This is a genomic window from Streptomyces melanogenes (assembly GCF_014649795.1).
In the GTDB taxonomy this organism is placed as follows: Bacteria; Actinomycetota; Actinomycetes; order Streptomycetales; family Streptomycetaceae; genus Streptomyces; species Streptomyces noboritoensis.
Genome location: NZ_BMTS01000023.1, coordinates 69,098 through 86,200, shown reverse-complemented (window position 1 = coordinate 86,200; position 17,103 = coordinate 69,098). Strand labels below are relative to the sequence as shown.

General features: G+C 71.0%; 14 protein-coding genes and 2 pseudogenes. 9 read left to right on the top strand and 7 right to left on the bottom strand.

Translation table 11 applies throughout. From position 1 onward, the window contains the following. Positions 1–80: 80 nt before the first annotated feature. From IE252_RS34800 to IE252_RS34775, 6 genes and pseudogenes are all read left to right on the top strand, one after another. Positions 81–1,628: a DUF4331 domain-containing protein gene (locus IE252_RS34800; protein WP_190093464.1), complete on the top strand. Its 1,548-nt coding sequence runs from the start codon at positions 81–83 to the stop codon at positions 1,626–1,628. Between the two features lie 127 nt (positions 1,629–1,755). Next, positions 1,756–3,105 carry a tetratricopeptide repeat protein gene (locus IE252_RS34795; RefSeq protein WP_190093463.1) on the top strand — a complete coding sequence of 450 codons (1,350 nt, stop codon included), beginning with the start codon at positions 1,756–1,758 and terminating at the stop codon, positions 3,103–3,105. Continuing rightward, the gene (locus tag IE252_RS34790; RefSeq protein ID WP_190093462.1) at positions 3,102–4,604 is read left to right on the top strand and encodes a sulfite exporter TauE/SafE family protein; all 1,503 of its coding nucleotides are present in this window, start codon (positions 3,102–3,104) and stop codon (positions 4,602–4,604) included. Before IE252_RS34795 ends, IE252_RS34790 begins: the two co-directional genes overlap by 4 nt. 155 nt (positions 4,605–4,759) lie before the next feature. Next, positions 4,760–5,641 (top strand): NmrA/HSCARG family protein, encoded by an 882-nt coding sequence (locus IE252_RS34785; RefSeq protein ID WP_190093461.1) that lies wholly within the window; start codon positions 4,760–4,762, stop codon positions 5,639–5,641. Positions 5,642–5,806: 165 nt separating this feature from the next. Continuing rightward, positions 5,807–6,420: pseudogene (locus IE252_RS34780) on the top strand (class I SAM-dependent methyltransferase). 43 nt (positions 6,421–6,463) lie between these two features. After that, on the top strand, positions 6,464–6,964 hold the full coding sequence (locus IE252_RS34775; protein WP_190093460.1) for a DinB family protein: 501 nt from the start codon (positions 6,464–6,466) through the stop codon (positions 6,962–6,964). Between the two features lie 43 nt (positions 6,965–7,007). On the opposite strand, the gene IE252_RS34770 is transcribed toward IE252_RS34775, so the two are convergent. From IE252_RS34770 to IE252_RS34760, 3 genes are all read right to left on the bottom strand, one after another. After that, positions 7,008–7,568, bottom strand: coding sequence for a CGNR zinc finger domain-containing protein (locus IE252_RS34770; RefSeq protein WP_190093459.1), 561 nt, complete (start codon positions 7,566–7,568; stop codon positions 7,008–7,010). A gap of 40 nt (positions 7,569–7,608) precedes the next feature. Next, positions 7,609–7,803, bottom strand: coding sequence for a hypothetical protein (locus tag IE252_RS34765; protein WP_190093458.1), 195 nt, complete (start codon positions 7,801–7,803; stop codon positions 7,609–7,611). 75 nt (positions 7,804–7,878) lie between these two features. Next, the gene (locus IE252_RS34760) at positions 7,879–8,937 is read right to left on the bottom strand and encodes an alpha/beta fold hydrolase (RefSeq protein ID WP_190093457.1); all 1,059 of its coding nucleotides are present in this window, start codon (positions 8,935–8,937) and stop codon (positions 7,879–7,881) included. A gap of 241 nt (positions 8,938–9,178) precedes the next feature. On the opposite strand from IE252_RS34760, the gene IE252_RS34755 reads away from it, so the two are divergent. The 3 genes and pseudogenes from IE252_RS34755 to IE252_RS34745 all read left to right on the top strand — a co-directional run. Further along, on the top strand, positions 9,179–9,502 hold the full coding sequence (locus IE252_RS34755; RefSeq protein ID WP_190093456.1) for a hypothetical protein: 324 nt from the start codon (positions 9,179–9,181) through the stop codon (positions 9,500–9,502). Positions 9,503–9,506: 4 nt separating this feature from the next. Beyond that, a complete protein-coding gene (locus IE252_RS34750) occupies positions 9,507–9,821 on the top strand; it encodes a hypothetical protein (protein WP_190093455.1) in 315 nt (104 codons plus the stop codon). 107 nt (positions 9,822–9,928) lie between these two features. Further along, positions 9,929–10,108 (top strand): annotated as a pseudogene (locus tag IE252_RS34745) (IS5/IS1182 family transposase); the annotation flags it as partial. Positions 10,109–10,557: 449 nt separating this feature from the next. Here IE252_RS34745 and fabD read toward each other — a convergent pair. From fabD to IE252_RS34725, 4 genes are read right to left on the bottom strand one after another with little or no spacing between them, the layout of a single operon-like run. Continuing rightward, positions 10,558–12,414 (bottom strand): ACP S-malonyltransferase, encoded by a 1,857-nt coding sequence (gene fabD, locus IE252_RS34740; RefSeq protein WP_190093454.1) that lies wholly within the window; start codon positions 12,412–12,414, stop codon positions 10,558–10,560. Beyond that, positions 12,411–14,630 carry an enoyl-CoA hydratase/isomerase gene (locus IE252_RS34735; protein WP_190093453.1) on the bottom strand — a complete coding sequence of 740 codons (2,220 nt, stop codon included), beginning with the start codon at positions 14,628–14,630 and terminating at the stop codon, positions 12,411–12,413. Before IE252_RS34735 ends, fabD begins: the two co-directional genes overlap by 4 nt. Continuing rightward, positions 14,618–15,874 (bottom strand): hydroxymethylglutaryl-CoA synthase family protein, encoded by a 1,257-nt coding sequence (locus IE252_RS34730; RefSeq protein WP_190093452.1) that lies wholly within the window; start codon positions 15,872–15,874, stop codon positions 14,618–14,620. Before IE252_RS34730 ends, IE252_RS34735 begins: the two co-directional genes overlap by 13 nt. Before the next feature lie 4 nt (positions 15,875–15,878). After that, positions 15,879–17,102 (bottom strand): beta-ketoacyl synthase N-terminal-like domain-containing protein, encoded by a 1,224-nt coding sequence (locus tag IE252_RS34725; RefSeq protein WP_229848983.1) that lies wholly within the window; start codon positions 17,100–17,102, stop codon positions 15,879–15,881. Position 17,103 lies beyond the last annotated feature (1 nt).

Genomic DNA, 17,103 nt, shown 5'->3' with positions numbered 1-17,103 from the left:
CGCCCCCAATCCGCTGCGAGCCGGGCTCCGAATGGCTTCTCGTCAAGCACTCCACCGCACGTACGAGAAGGACGGAAGCGATGACACCGAACACCAGGAAGAGGCCGGCACGCCGCTCCATCGCCGTGCTGGCCGCTGGTGCGCTGGCCGCCGGGGGGCTCGCAGCCGCCGGTGCGTCCGCGCTGCGGCCCGGGGCGGCGACCGCCTCCAGCCACCGGGAGGCCCCGCTGATCTCCGGGCAGCCCCAGTACGACAACACCGATGTGTACGCGTTCGTCAGCCCGGACCGGCCGGACACGACGACGCTCATCGCCAACTGGACGCCGTTCGAGGAACCGGCGGGCGGCCCCAACTTCTATCCGTTCGCCGCCGACGCCCAGCACGACATCCACATCGACAGCGACGGGGACGGTCAGGGCGACCTGCTGTACCGCTGGACGTTCACGAACCACACCAAGAACGGCAACACGTTCCTCTACAACACCGGTCCGGTGACCTCGCTGGACGACCCCGACCTCAACTTCACCCAGACGTACGACATCGACCTGCTCAAGCTGAAGGACCAGAAGGTCGTCTCCAGCACCAAGCTCGCGCAGGGCCTGCCGGTGGCGCCGTCCCACGTCGGCCAGGCGTCCATGCCCGACTACGGCAAGCTGCGCTCGCAGGCGGTGCGCCAACTGCCGGGCGGGACGACGGCGTTCGCGGGCCAGGCGGACGACCCGTTCTTCCTCGACCTGCGGGTCTTCGACCTGCTGTACGGCGGGAACCTGTCCGAGGTCGGCAAGGACACCCTCAAGGGCTACAACGTCAACACGATCGCCCTCCAGGTGCCGACCGTCCAGCTGCGGCAGTCGAAGCAGCAGCCGGTCGTCGGCATCTGGTCGACGACCCAGCGCAAGAACGCCTCGGGCGGCTGGAGCCAGGTGTCCCGGCTCGGGATGCCGTTGGTCAACGAGGTCGTGGTGCCGCTCAAGGACAAGGACAAGTTCAACGCGTCCGCGCCGTGGAACGACGCCGACTTCCTTCCGTACGTCACCAAGCCCGAACTGCCGAAGCTGATCGAGTCGATCTACAAGATCAAGGCCCCGGCGGAGCCGCGCAGCGACCTGGTGTCGGTGTTCCTGACCGGCGTGAAGGACCTGAACCAGCCGCCGAAGGTACGCCCGGCGGAGATGATCCGGCTCAACACCGCCATAGCGCCGAGCAGCTCGCCCAAGCGGCTGGGCGTCCTCGACGGCGACACGGCGGGCTACCCCAACGGCCGTCGGCTCGCCGACGACGTGGTGGACATCTCGCTCCAGGTGGTGGAGGGCGAACTGACCGGCGCCAAGAACGACTTGGGCGACGCGGTCAACGCCAACGACGCGGAGTTCGGCAAGAGCTTCCCGTACGTGGCGCTGCCGGCCTCCGGTTCGCGGGGCCCGCTCGCCGGCAAGGGCGGCCAGAAGACCACCGAGGAGGGCGACGGGACCCGCACCCAGCTCACCGGCGGGGCGCGCCCCGCCTCGTCCGGCGGCGGTGACGACACCCTCCTGATCGCCTCGGCGGCGGGCGGCGCTGCGGGCGTGGTCCTGATCGGCACAGGCCTCGTGTGGTGGCGGCTGCGGCGCCGGGAGATCAACGCGTAGCGATCGCCCCGTGGGGGCCAGGGCCGCACCGGGGACGGCCCAGGCCCCCACGTCCTCACCCCGTCCCGCGGCCCTCTTCGAGACCGCGCTCTCGCACCGCTCCTTCCGCCTGCTGAAAGGATCCGACATGACAGGCACCCAGGCCGTGCCCCCGCCCCGGGGGCGCAGGAGGGTCCTGCGCCGGAGCGCCGTCGCCCTGGCGCTCGCCGCCGGGCTCAGCGCCGGAGCGCTCGCCTTCGACGGCCAGGACGCGCCGCGCGCTCCCGCCGTGACCGCCGCCCCCGCCGGCCGCCTCGACCCGGCCGACCTGCCACGCGGCATCACCGCTCTGCAGGCCCACCTCAAGGCGCAGCCCAAGGACGCCACCGCGTGGGCCTCGCTGGGAGCCGCGTACGTCGAGCAGGCGCGGACCAACGGCGACCCCAGCCGCTACGCGCAGGCCGAACAGGCCCTGGAGCACTCGCTCAAGCTGCGGCCCACCGACAACGACGGCGCACTGGCGGGGCGCGCCGCGCTGGCCGCCGCCCGCCACGACTTCACCGGCGCCCTCACCGCCGCCGACAGCGCGCTCGCCGTCAACGGCTACGACGAACTCGCCCTCGCCCTGCGCATCGACGCCCTGGTCGAACTCGGCCGCTACGACGAGGCGTTGGCGGCTGCCCGCACGGCCGACGGCCGCAGGCCCGGCATCCCCGTCTTCACCCGGCTCGCGTACGTCCACGAGCTGCGCGGCGACACCGAGGCCGCCCACCGGATCCTGGCGCAGGCCCTCGACTCGGCCACCGGCCCCGGTGACCGCGCCTACGTGGCGACGGCACTGGCCCAACTCGCGCTCGGCAACGGCCGGTTCGCGGAGGCGGGGCAGCAGGTCGACACGGCACTGCGGGCCGCCCCCGACTACCTGCCCGCCCTGGAGACCCGCGCCCGTGTCCAGTACGCGCGGGGCGACCTGCGGTCGGCGACCCTCGGTATGGAGCAGGTCGTCGCCCGCTATCCGCTGCCGAGCCAGCTCGTCGCACTGGGTGAGCTGTACGAGACGGCGGGGCGGGGCGCGGACGCCCGGGCCCAGTACCGCCTGGTCGCCGCCTGGACCGCGCTGGCCCACGCCCACGGCGTCGACACCGACCTGGACACCGCGCTGGCCGAGGCGGACCACGGAGACCCGGCGGACGCGCTGCGCGCGGCCCGCGCCGAGTGGGCCAAGCGGCGGACCGTGCACACGGCGGACGCCCTCGCCTGGGCGCTGCACGTCAACGGACGGGACGCGGAGGCCCTTCCGTACGCCGAACGAGCCACCGCACCCGGCTACCGCAACGCCGCCTTCCTCTACCACCGAGGCGTCATCGAGCGCGCCGCCGGAAACACCGCCGCGGCCCGCCGCGACCTCACCGCCGCGCTGGCGCTCAACCCGGCTTTCTCACCCACCGGTTCACAGCTGGCCCGCCAGGCTGTGGCCGCCCTGAAGGGAGCGTCATGAACCGGCCCCGGCCTCTTCGGCTCGGCACGGTCGCGGGCGGAGCGCTCCTCGCCGTCGCCGCACTCGTCGGCCCCCTCCTGGCCTCCACGGCGTCGGCCGCCGCCCCCGCGCACCCCCTGGGCAACTTCACCGTCAACCACTACGAGGGCCTGGTCGTCGCCCCCGGCAAACTCACCGTCGACCACGTCGAGGACCTCGCGGAGATCCCCGCCACCCAGGCGCGGGCCGCCGAGATGACCGCGGACGAGCGGTCCGCCTGGGCGGCCGAGCGGTGCCGGGCCGCCGCCCGGGACAGCACGGTCACCGCCGCCGGACGGCCCGCCGCCCTCACCGTGGAGAGCGGTTCCGCGCAGGTCCGGCCCGGACAGGCCGGGCTCGTCACACTCCGGCTCGAATGCCTCCTCGCCGCTCCCCTGCCCGACGCGGCCGAACTGGCCGTGGACTTCCACGCTCCGGCCCGGCACGGCCCCGGCTGGCGCGAGATCACCGCACGGGCCGATCGCATGACCCTCAAGGCGGCCTCGGTGCCCACTCGTTCGGTCTCCGACCGGCTCGTACGCTATCCGGCCGGCCTGCTGTCCTCACCGCCCGACCGGACCTCGGCCGAGCTGCGCGCCGCGCCCGGCGGACCGCCGCTGGCCACGGACTCCCCCGGCCCCGCCGCCACCGGGGTGCTGCCGCGCGGCGCCGACCGCTGGACCCGGGCGCTGACCGGTCTGGTGGCTCGGCGCGACCTCACCGCCGGCTTCGCGGCCCTGGCCCTCGGCACCGCGCTGCTGCTCGGCGCGCTCCACGCGCTCGCCCCCGGGCACGGCAAGACGATGATGGCGGCCGCCGCGGCCGCGGGCGGACGCGGTTCACTGCGCCAGGTGCTGGCGCTCGGCGCCTCGGTGACCCTCACCCACACCCTCGGGGTGTTCGCACTCGGCGGCCTGATCGCCGCGGGCTCGGCGGCGACGCCCTCGGTGGTGTCCTGGCTGGGCGTGGTCAGCGGCGCACTGGTGGCGGGCGCGGGCACGGTCCTCGTACGCAGGGCATGGCGCAACCGGCGCCACCAGAAGGAACACCCGCACGGGCACGGGCACAGTCACGAGTCCAACTCTCCTCACACGCACGGCCATTCACACCCGCACGACGACCACCATCACGATCACCACCGGCCCGTCGGCCTGCGCGGAACCGTCCTGCTCGGGTTCGCGGGCGGGCTCGTGCCCAGCCCCTCGGCCGTCGTGGTGCTCGTCGGGGCGGCGGCGCTCGGGCAGGCGTGGTTCGGGGCCCTGCTGGTCCTCGCGTACGGGGCCGGGCTCGCCCTCACCCTCACGGCTGCCGGGTACGCGGCGGTCCGGATCGGGGAACGCCTCGTGCGACTGGGGCGGACACGGACGCGCGGACGACTCGCCGCAGCGGCCAACCGGTTCGCACCGCTCGGCACCGCGTTCGTGGTGCTCTTCCTGGGATGCGGGTTGGTACTCAAGGGGGCGGCGGCCGCCTTGGGCTGAGCGACTGGGGAGTGGTTCCTCTCCTCTGCAACCGGACCCGGCACGGCTCGGTGATCCGGATCATGCCCACGATTACTGCGCGGCGCAGCAAATGCGCTACTCTTCTGCGTAGCGCAGTCAATGCGTCTCGCAGTAATAGAACCCTTTGGAGAATCATGCTCACCGTCGCCGTCACCGGGGCCACCGGCGCCCAGGGTGGAGCCACCGCCCGCGCCCTGCTGTCTGCCGGCCACCAGGTCCGCGCCCTCACCCGCACGCCCAGCTCACCCGCCGCCGACGCCCTGCGCGGCCTCGGTGCCGAGATACGTCACGCCGACTTCGACGACCACCCCTCGCTGGAGGCCGCCCTCGCCGGAGCGGACTCCCTCTTCGCGGTCACCACCCCGTTCGGCACCGACACCACCATCGAGGTGCGGCAGGGCAAGGCACTCGTCGACGCGGCGGCCAAGACCCGTATCGAGCACATCGTGTTCACCTCCGCCGCCCACGCCGACCGCAACACCGGCGTCCCGCACTACGACAGCAAGCAACTCATCGAGCACCACCTGCGTGCGGCGGGAGTTCCGTGGACGGTGATCGCCCCGGCCGCCTTCATGGACAACTACGCCAGCGGCTGGACCCTCGACGGGCTGCGCGGCGGCACCTTCGCCTGGCCGATGCCCGCCGACCAGCCCCTCACGCTCATCTCGGCCGCCGACATCGGCGCCTTCGCCGCGCTGGCCCTGCAGCGCCGTGACGAGTTCACCGGCCGCCGCATCGACATCGCCTCCGACGAGCTCACTCCCGCGCAGATCGCGGAAACCCTCACGACGGCCACCGGCGTCGCGATCGCCCACCAGGAGGTACCCCTGGCTTACGTCCGGACCCACTCGGAGGACCTGGCAGCCATGTTCGAGTACTTCACCACCGTCGGCCTCGACGTCGACGTCACCGGGCTGCGTCGCGACTACCCCGAGGTCGGCTGGCGCAGCTTCACCGACTGGGCCGTTACCCAGGACTGGCCCACCCTCCTGCCCCAGGCGCCCACACCTCACTGACCTGCCGGAGCCTCAGACCCGCACCACGGAGGGACGCCTCATGAACGGCTGGGCACACCGCCCGCTACGAGAATCCATGACCCACCTTGCCATTACCGCAAGATTCCGTGCCAGGCCGTGGTGCGCCTGCCCACACTGGGCACCCACCGACGCGAGGAGTCTTGAATGAGCACCACCGATGCGGTCGCGTTCTGGGACCGCCACTACGCGGCCCGGCCGTCAGCCGACAATCCGCAACCCAACGCTCGCCTCACCGAGACGGTGATCAGTCTGACGCCCGGTCACGCGCTGGACCGCGGATGCGGCGCCGGCGGTGACGCACTGTGGCTCGCCCGCCGGGGCTGGCACGTCACCGCCACCGACATCTCGGCCGTCGCGGTCGAACGTCTCACCACTCTCGCCCAATCACACGGCCTGGGCGACCGCGTGAGCGCCGTGCGGCACGACCTGCACACGTCCTTCCCGCCCGGCGACTTCGACCTGATCTGCACACGCCCTTGGACCTGGACCGGACGGCCGTCCTGCGGGCGGCCGCCCACGCCCTGCGCCCGGGCGGAAGGCTGCTGGTCGTCGACCACGGCTCGGCCGCACCGTGGTCTTGGTACCAGGACGCCGACACCCGCTACCTCAGCCCGCAGGAAGTCGCCGCCGGTCTCCAACTGCCCCCGCGGACATGGACGATCGATAGGGCCGACACACCCCGCCGGACCGCGACCGGGCCGGACGGGCGCACCGCCGAGGTCACCGACCATGTCCTTCTCGTCCGCCGCACCGCCTGACTCGGCGCCCGACATGGCCAACGACGAAAGAAGGCGAGCCCCGATGGCCGGCACCACCCACGGCAACCGCCGTCGCGACACCCCGCCGCCCCGGACCGGAAGCAGCGAAACCGAGGTGTTGCGCGGATTCCTCGACTACCTCCGGGCCTCCATCGCCGCGAAGGTCGACAGCACATCCGAGCCACAGGTCCGCACGGCCGCAGTGCTCTCGGGCACCAACCTGCTCGGCCTGCTCAACCACCTGACGTACGTCGAGCGTTCGCTGTTCCTCGGCGACGACGTCACCGACTGGCAGGCCACGTTCCAGGCCGCCCCGGCGGACAGCGTGACCGATGTCGTGGCCCGCTACCGAGACACCATCGAGCGTGCGAACGACGTGCTCGACGGGTGCACCGATCTCAGCGCACCCGTCCCCCGACGACGGCCGGGGCGCGCCGGTCCCAGCGTCCGCTGGGCCTTGACCCACATGATCGAGGAAACCGGCCGTCATGCGGGCCACGCGGACATCCTCCGCGAACTGATCGACGGGTCGACCGGCCGCTGATCCGCCTTCGACACGAGCGCGGCGGTCGAGCCGGTGCGGCACCTCAGTGGGCCGGAGCGGGGTCGGTCCTCTTGCGGGCGCGGTACGCCGCTGCCTTGATCTTGTTGCCGCAGGACTCCATCCCGCACCACTGCCGACGCATCCCCCGTGAACGGTCGATGTAAGTGCGGGTGCACTCCGGGTTGCCGCACTCCTTGAGCAGGGGGACGTCCGGTCCGCTCAGGAGCTCGATGGCCTGGCGGGCCACCATGGACAGGGCTTCTTCCGGCGTTGCCTGCGTCCAGCGCCCCGACGGGGTCAGCTGGGGCACTGCGGACGGTTTGCGTGCCGCGTTGTTGAGTACGGTCAGTGCCGCCCTGTCGTAGTCTTCCGCGAGCCGACGGGCGGTGACCAGCTGATACATGGCTTCCCGTACGGTCGTCGCCTCGTCGACGTCGGTCTCCCGGCTCGGGGAGACCGCGTCGACGATGCCCGACTCCACGTACCACGCGTTCAGCCTGTCCGGCGTCACGAACATCTCGAAGCACAGCGAACGGCGCGCTCGGAGCGTGGCGACGAAGTCGAGCGCCGGGTTTCCGCAGACGAAGACATGGTCGAGGTTCACATCACCATTCTGGCAGGTGACGGTATGCCCGACAAGTTCCTCACAGCCCCAGGTCGACGGCGAGGCAGGAGAAGGACCGCCATGAGCCCTCGGGATTGAAGGCGTACCGTGCCGGGTCGCTCGCCGTCGCCGACTTCTCTTTGACCATGTCCTCTTGGCGGATGCGCTCCGGCAGACTGCCGAACCGCGCTCGTCGCGCCGCCGCACCACTGTCCGTTATCTGCGTGCTCTCCATGACTGGACTCCGTTCGGTCGCTGCTCGGACTGGCGGAACAAGCTCACGTACGTCACCTGACCAACAGGTGAGACTTCAGATGCGGCTCACGTCGACGACGGCCTGGGAGAAGGCGGCGGGTGCCTCCTGCGGCAGGTTGTGGCCGACTCCCTTCAGGGTCCGGTGCTCGTACTCGCCGGTGAACCTGTCGCGGTACGAGGCGCCGTCGCCCGGAGCGGTGAAGGGATCCCGTTCGGGGTCGAGGGTGATGGCGGGAACACCGATGAACGGCCGTGCGGCGAGCCGCCGTTCCAGGAGGTCGTAGCGGCGTTCCCCGTCGGCGAGCCCCAGCCGCCAGCGGTAGTTGTGGATGACGACGGCGGCGTAGTCGGGGTTGTCGAAGGCCTCGGCGGTGCGCTCGAAGGTGCCGTCGTCGAAGTCCCACGTCGGGGAGACGGTTTCCCAGACGAGCCTGGTCAGATCGTGGCGCAGGGTCTTGTCCTCCATGGCGAGCCTGCCTCGCTCGGTGGCGAAGTAGTACTGGTACCACCAGGTGTGCTCAGCGCTGGCGGACAGCGGCTTCAGGTTGGCCTCAAGGTTGGTGATGAGGTATCCGCTCACCGAGACGAGGGCCTTGCAGCGGTCGGGCCGGAGCGCGGCGATGATGTCGGCGGTGCGCGAACCCCAGTCGAAGCCGGCCAGAACCGCCTTCTCGATCTTCAGGGCGTCCATCAGGGCGATGATGTCGAGCGCGATGGCGGACTGCTGGGCGTTGCGGAAGGTCCGCTCGGAGAGGAAGCGCGTCGTGCCGTGGCCGCGCAGGTACGGAACGACTACTCGGTAGCCCGCCTCGGCCAGCATCGGGGCGACGTCGACATAGCTGTGGATGTCGTACGGCCAGCCGTGCAGGCAGATGACGGCGGGGCCGTGGGCGGGGCCCAGTTCGGCGTAGCCGACGTTCAGCAGGCCGGCCCTGATCTGCTTCAACCGCGAGAAGGCGGCGTGCGCGACGGGGGCGGCGGACGCCGCCGTTGCCGTGGACGCGCGCCGCGGAGCGGCGGACGCGGCCCGCGACCCGTGCACCCCCGCCAGCGAGACCGCAGCCGCGCCCGTACCCAGTCCCACAGCCGTACCGAACCCACGCCTGTTGATCATGTGACGCCCCTCGCTCGTTCACGTGTACCGACGATGCGCGCACTCCGACTGTCGCACGGGAAGACGTCACCAGTCAAACCGGTGACGCACTCACTTCAGGTCCTACCTCAACGACGTCGGACACCAGCTGGCACCTCCGGCAGGTTGCGGTCACCCTTAACCAAGGGTGATGATGCAATTACCCTTCGAAAGCGCACGCCGCTGCCACGCGCTTGATTCCGGCAAAAGAAGAAGGGCACCCATGCCGATCGCCGAAATGAACTGGAACATCCTCTGGTCCAGCACCGGAGGCGGCACGCTGGAGATGAACATCGGCGCCCAGAAAGCCGTGGGACAGGTCAGCCTGGGGCAGGCCGATGGCGAAGGCCTTTGCAATTCGGGCATTCGCGGCTTCCGGACACGCCCGAATCCCGCAGGGCCGGAGAACGTGACGGATTTCGGCGACAACTTCTACAACTGGCCGAACACCGTGTTCGACGAGCATCTGACAAGCGTCACGTTCGCGCTCGCGCTCGGCTCAAGGCAAGAAGGCACCGCCGTTTGCAATATCTTCCGATGGAGCTGATCACATGCTGTCGCAAGACCCTCTCGGCGGAACGGACGGACCCGTAGAGCCCGAATCACGGTATGTGTTTGTCGTGTACAACAGAGGCAGCGGGGCAATCCACCACATTCATCAAGTGGTCAACCTGCCCGGAGCCGAGGTCCGCACCCGCGAACAGATGGAGCAGACCGCTCTTGGTTACGTCTCCCCTGAGACGAGAGAACGGGAATCGGCTGACCTCGCGGTGCTGAGCGTCCCCCATCACCAGCTGGAACGGGGGAAGTTCTACCGTGTCGACCATGAACGGCAGGTGCTGGCGACTGTGGAACGGCCACGCTAGTCCAGACCCTGACTAGAGCCTGTCCGAGGCGTCGGGTGACGGGCATGTCGGCGGATCGTTCTGTCGGTTTGTGGGACGGGGCGATCTGTGTGACACCGCCTGGGCTCGGCAGCCGCGGCGGTCGCCCCACCAGTTTCGACCGGGCACGCTATTCCCCGAGAAACGAAGTAGAGCGGACCGTCAACGCGCTCAAGGGCTTCCGGTCCGTGGCAACCAGGTACGACAAGAGAGCGTACGTTTTTCACGGCACGGTCACCCTCGCGGCGATCCGGCTCTGGCTTCGCTGATGGTCCGCTCAACAGCCCATGAGGACTCGTGGGGGCCGACCCCAGGCAGGTGTGGTGCCGGTTTCACGGCCCGTAGATCAGGGTCCACCGCTGATTGGGTCGTCCGTCGTAGTCATTGGTCACAACCGGAGACTCGTTGGCCCCGCCCCATCCGCGGTCGGGTTCGAGGGCGCGGCCAAAGAGGTTGGCGATCCGGGCGGGGTCGGCGCTGTGGGCGGGGTCCACGTACCAGAGCTGATCCACGTTGGTGAACGATCTGTCGCAGTCGCTCAGCCACGTCGCCCAGCCGGCGGGCCCTTGGGCATAGATTCCTCCGTCCTCACTCGAGCAGCTGTCTCGACCTCAGGCAGCAGCCCCATGTACTTGGAAACAGGGAGACCCCACCGGACACGCTCCAGGTGGCCACGCCGCCGCTCGGCATGGCCACCCCTGCACCCGCACACGCCGGCTCACTCCTGGGGCAGGGCCTCGAGGAGCCTGCGCAGGGAAGCCGTGTTGTTGCCGAACTGGTTGATCGCGGGCGCTCCCCGGTGGGACGGGCCGTAGCCGTGCTTGAGGAAGTTGGCGAACGAGCCGCTGGCGCTCAGGTCGACGAAGAAGTGGCGCTCGGGCTCCGGGAACGCCGACGCCATCAGCTCGTCGAACCGGATGCGCTCGCGGACCACGTCCCACAGGTAGCGCTCCCGGTGCTCCGGCGCGCCCGGGTCCACGGTCGCCGCGTGCGTGGCGGAGTACAGCGGCAGGCGTGCGGAGCGCAGCGGGACCGCCCGGGCCGCGTCCATGACGTCCGGGCGGATGGTGTCCAGGTGCGGGGAGTGGAAGGCCTGGCGGACCGGGAGGCGCACCGCGATCACGCCCTCCCGGTCGAGTCCGGCGCGCAGCTCGGCGAGCCGGTCCGCCGCGCCGCTCACCAGGAAGTTGCCGTCGTAGTTGACCCCGGCGAGGGTCACCGCGCCGAACAGGTCGGGCCGGTCCGCGAAGAGCGAGGGCGCGGCCAGGACGCTCAGCATGCCGCCGTCGTCATGCTGCGCGAGCAGCCGGGCCTGGCGCATCACCAGCCGCAGCCCGTCCTCGAAGTCCATGGAACCGGCGACGGTGGCCGCGATGTACTCCCCCAGGCTGTGGCCGAGGACCGCGTCGGGCCGCACCCCCTCCTCCCGGAGTGTCTCGGTGAGGCTGTAGCCGATGCTGTAGAGCGCCGCGTGCGTGGTGAGGACGGAGTCGTACTCCTTGCCCTTGCGCGCGTCGTCGTAGACCGCGTCCACCAGGGAGGCGCCACCCGCCGCCCGGTGGGCCGCGCTGCACCGGTCCAGGGCGCGGCGGAATACCGGGTGGGTGTCGTAGAGCTCGCGACCCATCTGCTGGTACTGGGTGCCCTGGCCGCCGTACATGAACACCAGCTCGGTGCGCGGCCGGGCGCTGACCGCCGGCGCCGGGGGTTCCTCAGGCAGCGGCAGCGGGTCCTTGAGGATCTGGTCGGCGAGTTTGGCCAGGACCCGGCCGGGGCCGATCTCGTGGAAGGTGCGGTACCCCTGGCCGATCAGCCAGGAGATGGACTCGTACCACTTCACAGGGCTGGATATCTGGCGCGTCAGATACTCGGCGTACCCCTGCTTCGGGTAGTAGCGGGCCGTGTAGTTCGCGACGACCGGGATCGTCAGCTCCCGCAGCTCGAACCTGGCGAGGTAGCGGGCGAACTCCTCCTCCACCTCCTTCATGCAGCGCGAGTGGAAGGCCGCGCTCACGTTCAGCGGGATGAAGGCCGCGCCCGCGTCCGTGAAGGCGGTGCGCAGCTCGGGGGCGAAGACCTCGTCGTACTCGCCGGAGACGATGCACTGCTGACGCGAGTTGATGTTGGCGATGTCGAGGTTGCGGAACGGCAGGCCCTGGAGGATCTCGTCGACCCGCCGCTGGTCCAGGCGGACGACCGCCGCCATCGCGCCCTTGGGTGCCCGGCTCATCAGCTCGCCGCGCTTGCGCACCAGTTGGAGCCCGGTGAGGAAGTCGAAGGCTCCGGCCGCGAACAGCGCGCAGTACTCCCCCAGGCTGTGCCCGGCCACCACGTCGGGCAGCTCGCCGCCCGCTGTACGGTCCAGATAGGTGAGGGCGTTGACCACATAGAGGGCGGGCTGGGTGTACTCGGTCCTGGCCAGCACCTTGTCCGGGTCGCGCAGGCAGAGGTCCTCGATGGAGTAGCCCAGGCACGCGTCGGCCTGGGCCACCAGCTCCGGGAACTTCTCGAAGAGCCCCTCGCCCATGCCCTTGTGCTGCGAGCCCTGGCCGGGGAAGACGTAGACCGATTTCATGAGTAACTCCCGTACGTTCCGAGCCGTTGGCCCAGCAGGGCCGCTGTTTCCCGCAGCAGGTGCTCCGCGACGGCGGCCACCCGGCGCTCGCGCCACTTCTCCAGCGGGGTGTCCCGCACCCAGGCGTTGAACGCGCCCATGGCCGGGCCGCAGTGGATCTGGTAGTCGACGCGCTGCTCGGTGCTGCCCGCCATGGCCAGGCGGGTGGAGTGGACGAAGTACCAGCGGAAGACAAGAGCCATCTTCTGCTTGGGGCTGCGCTCGATCTCCGCGAGCCGTTCCGGGAAGCGCCGGGCGACATGGGCCCGGGTCTCCGCCCAGACCTCGTCGATGGAGCGCCGGAAGAACCTTTCCTCCAGGGTGGTGCGCGTGCGCGCGTCCAGGTCGTCGAGCGAGTCGTGGCGCAGATACAGCTCGTACAGCTTCTGGGCGCGCGCCGGGAAGAACAGCCCCTTGCGCACCGCCTGGACCTTCGCGCCGACCTCGAACATGTCCCCGGCGGGCGCGTAGTCGGTGTCGTGGACGCCGAGTTCCTGGAGGATGTCCTTGACGGCGTCGCTGGTGCCCGCCTCGACCGTGCACTGGTTGATGGAGCCGGTCACGACGAAGTCGGCGCCCAGGGTGTAGGCGGCGAGCGCCGCCTCCGGGGTGCCGATGCCGCCGGCCGCACCCAGGCGCACCGGCTCCGGGTACCCCTGCTCCTCGCCGATACGGTCGCGCAGCGCGCGCATCGCGGGCATCAGCACGTAGGCGTTGCCGCCGTCGGTGTGGCCCGCCGAGTCGGCCTCGACGCACAGGTCCTGGGCGAGCGGCAGCCGCGCGCCCAGCTCGGCCTGTTCGGCGGTGACCAGGTCGCGCTCGACCAACTCCCGTACGAGTTCGGGCGGCGCGGGCCGCAGGAACCGCTCGGCCACCTCGGTGCGGGAGACCTTGGCGACGATGTGGTGGTCCTGGACCACGTTCCCGGCGGTGTCGCGCGAGAGTCCGGCCAGGCGGTAGCGCACCAGGGGCAGCGTGGGGCGGACGTAGGCGGACGCCTCGACCGTGCGCACGCCGTGGCGCAGATACAGCTCCACGGTACGCATCTCCAGGTCCGGCTCCTGCGGGTTGCTCAGCAGGTTCACGCCGAACGGCTGGCCCTGGTGGAGCTCCCGGCGGATCCGGGTCAGGGCGTCGTCGATCGTGTCCAGGCCGAGGCCGCCGGTGCCGAAGAAGGAGAGCAGACCGGCCCGGCCCATCGCGGTTACCAGCTCGACCGAGGCGATGCCCTTGTACATCGCGCCCGCCGCATAGGCGTACCGGACACCGTGCACCTCGCGGAACCGCGCGTTGCCGAGCGCCTCGGGCGGCACGGTGAATTGCATGGGGGCCTCGGTGGGTCGGGGGGTTTCGACGGGCTTGGGTGTGGTGTCCAGGGGCTCGGCGGGGGCCGCCTCCCACGGGAACACGCCCTCCTGCGCGTACCGCTGGATGGCCCGGACGTTCTCCGGGTCCTCGAAGACCAGGCGGTTGGTGGCCAGCGCCGCGCTCCTGGCGTGCTCGGGCACCGGCGACAGCTCGCGCAGATACGCCTTGTACCGGGTGACCGCCTTCTTCGACAGCCGTCCGAGCCGCTGGAGGTGGGTGCGCAGCAGCGCCTCGCTGTCCGGCCCGTACGCGTCGACGAGCCCCCACTCGCAGGCCCGCGCCGCGTCGGCGGTGCGGGTCGTGGCGGCGAGGTAGTGGGCGTGCTGGAAGCCGGTGCGGCGGATCAGGAACGGGAGCACCACGGCCGGTATGAGACCGAAGAGGAGCTCGGAGAGGCTGAAGGTGGCGCTCTCGTCGGCGATCACCACATCGCTGGCGGCCACCAGCCCGACCCCGCCCGCGTTCGCCTTGCCGCGCACGTGCGCGACCGAGAGGAAGTCGCCGTACGCCAGGAGACGGAACAGGTCGAACAGCGGCTCGGGGTCGGCCGCCGTGCGCCCGCCCTCCCGGACCGCCGCACCGATCGCCCCGAAGTCGGCGCCGAAGCAGAACACTTCGGGCAACCCCTCGAGCACCACCACGGTGGCGGACGAGCGCGAGGCTCGGGCCAGGACCTCGGTGAGCTCGCGCACCAGGGTCTCGTTGAGCGCGTTGTCCGCCTCGGGCCGGTGGATCCGCACGTACCAGGTGGTGCCCTGCTCGCGCAGCCGCAGCGTGGTGGGGGCCGTTCCGTGCGTCAGCCCACCCATGCGTACTCCCGGTGGTAGTCCTTGATCTCCCGCAGGACGAGCCGGGGCCCGCCGCCGTTGCCGGTCACGACGACGAGGTCCTGGTTGACGGCCGTGTCGCGGGTGCCGAAGCGGATGAAGTCGCGGTCGCTCAGCAGCCGGTCGTACTCGTCCAGGGAGAGCCGGTAGCGGCCGTCCAGATGCGCCTCGATGGCCATCTCCCTCAGCCGGGCGGCCCCGTCCGGGGTGACCACGCCGCTGTAGAACTCGGAGCAGCAGCCCGACCCGTAGGAGAAGCAGCCCAGGCGCCGGGGCGCGTCGAATCCGCCGTTGCAGACGGTGCTCGCCAGCGACAGGAAGACCGTCGCGCCCATGATGTTGCCGACCCGGCCGCAGTACTCCAGGCCCGGCATCACCCGGCGCTCGAAGTCCTCGGCGATCTCGGCGCCCTTCGCCTTGGCGACCTTGCGCATCATCGTGCGGTGGGCGCCCTTGACCATGCCGCCGAAGGGCGTGTGGAAGGCGAGGTACTGGAAGGAGTCGCGGTAGTCGGCGCCCGCCACCTTCTTCTCGTACGCCCGGTAGGACTGCTCGCAGCAGTCCAGGTACGACATCAGGGACAGGTCGACGTCGCCGGACTCGCTGTCGGGGGCCGGACGGCAGGTGTCCATGACCTCGTAGCCGTAGTAGCCGCTGGCGCCCACGTCGAGCTGGAAGACGTGCGGGGTGTCACTGATCAGCATGGCGACCGCGCCGGCGCCGCCGCTGGGCTCGGCGTACGCCCACTCCTGGGCGGCCGCCTCGTCGCCGTCCTCCAGCAGGTAGCGCGAGATGTCGGTGGCGATGACCAGCGCCTTCGCGCCCGGCGAGGTCTGCGACAGGATGAAGTTGCAGGCCATCTGGAACCCGGCGGTGCCCGCGTAGCAAGCCTGCTTGAGCTCGAACATCCGGCAGTTGCGGCTCAGACCCAGCTGGTCGTGGAGGTAGGTGCTGGTCGACTTGGAGAAGTCGATGCCCGACTCGGTGCAGGTGATCAGCAGCTCGATGCTGTCCTTCTCCTCGGCGCTCAGCCGGTCGAGGAGCGGCCGGGCGGCGTTGGCGCCGAAGGTCACCGGGTCCTCGAAGGGCAGCGCCACGGTCTTCTCCCTCATCAGGAGGTTCTCCAGGCGCGGGAGGTCGAGCCCCCGGTGCTGCGCCAGTGCCTTGACGTCCAGCACTGCCGAGCCGCCAAACACGTTCATCGCTTCGATACCGACGCGGGACATGACCTTACGCTCTCCGTGATTCGCACTTGCTCATGCAAAGTGCCGTGTTGATGCCGCCGAAGCCCATGCTCAGGCTCAGACAGTGGCCGACCTCGGCCTCGACCGCCTCACCGCGCACCCAGCGCAGCCGGTCGTCAATGGGCTCCACCAGATTGCGGGTGGGGTGCAGCCTGCCGTGCCGCATCTGGAGCAGCGCGGCGACCGCCTCCACCGCCCCGGCCGCGGTGAGCCCGTGCCCGGTGATCGACTTTGTGGCGTTGACCCGGGCCCGGGTGAGCCCGGCGGCCAGCAGCGCGTCGGCCTCGGTGCGGTCGCCGACCGGCGAGGCCGTGCCGTGCGGGTTGACGTAGTCGATGTCGGCCGCCGTCAGCCGGGCCCGCTCCAGGGCCTGCCCGATCGCCCGTACCTCGCCCTCCAGGGACGGGTTCGGGTTGCGGTTGCCGTCCAGCTGGACCGACCAGCCGGTCAGCGCCGCGTACGGCTCGGCGGGCGCCGGGCGGGCGCCGACCCGCTCGACGACCAGCGCGCCGCACGCCTCGCCGAAGACGAAGCCGCCCCGGCCCGCGTCGAACGGACGGCAGGCCAGCTCCGGCGCGTCCGCGCAGGACTCCGGCGCCATCGCGCCCATGGCGTTGAGGCCCAGGTACTCCCAGTACGAGAGGTCCATCAGGGCACCCACCGCCACGCACGCGTCGACCCGGCCGGACGCCACCGCCTCGGCCGCCTCGATGACGGCCAGCTGGCCGCTGGCCGAGGCCCCGCCCACGGTGTGGGCGAAGCCGCGGATGCCGAACGCCGCCGTGGCGAGCCCGCACAGATCGGTGTCCAGGAACGACATCCCGTAACTGGGCCGCAGAAAGCGGGGTTTCGCGCGGTGGCGGTCCTGGGCGAGGGTGAGCTCGCGCTGCTGGAGGTTGCTGCCGCCGACGACCAGGCCGATGCGCTCGGCGGGGACCTCGTCCAGGCGCGCCTCGGTCCAGGCCTCCTCCAGGGTGGCCAGCAGGACCTGGCCGGTGAGCGAGACGGTCCGCAGCTCGCGCGCGGCCAGCCGGTTCGTCGGCGCGAAGGCGGGGATCTCCGCGCCGACGAACCGGGTGCCGGCCTGGCGACCGGGCCGCCGCATGACGGCGAACCGTTGCGCCCCGGCGAACAGCGCATCAGCGAAGGCGGTCTTGCCCTGGCCGACGGCCGTGGTGACCCCCAGCCCGGTCACGGCGATCTCGGGCACG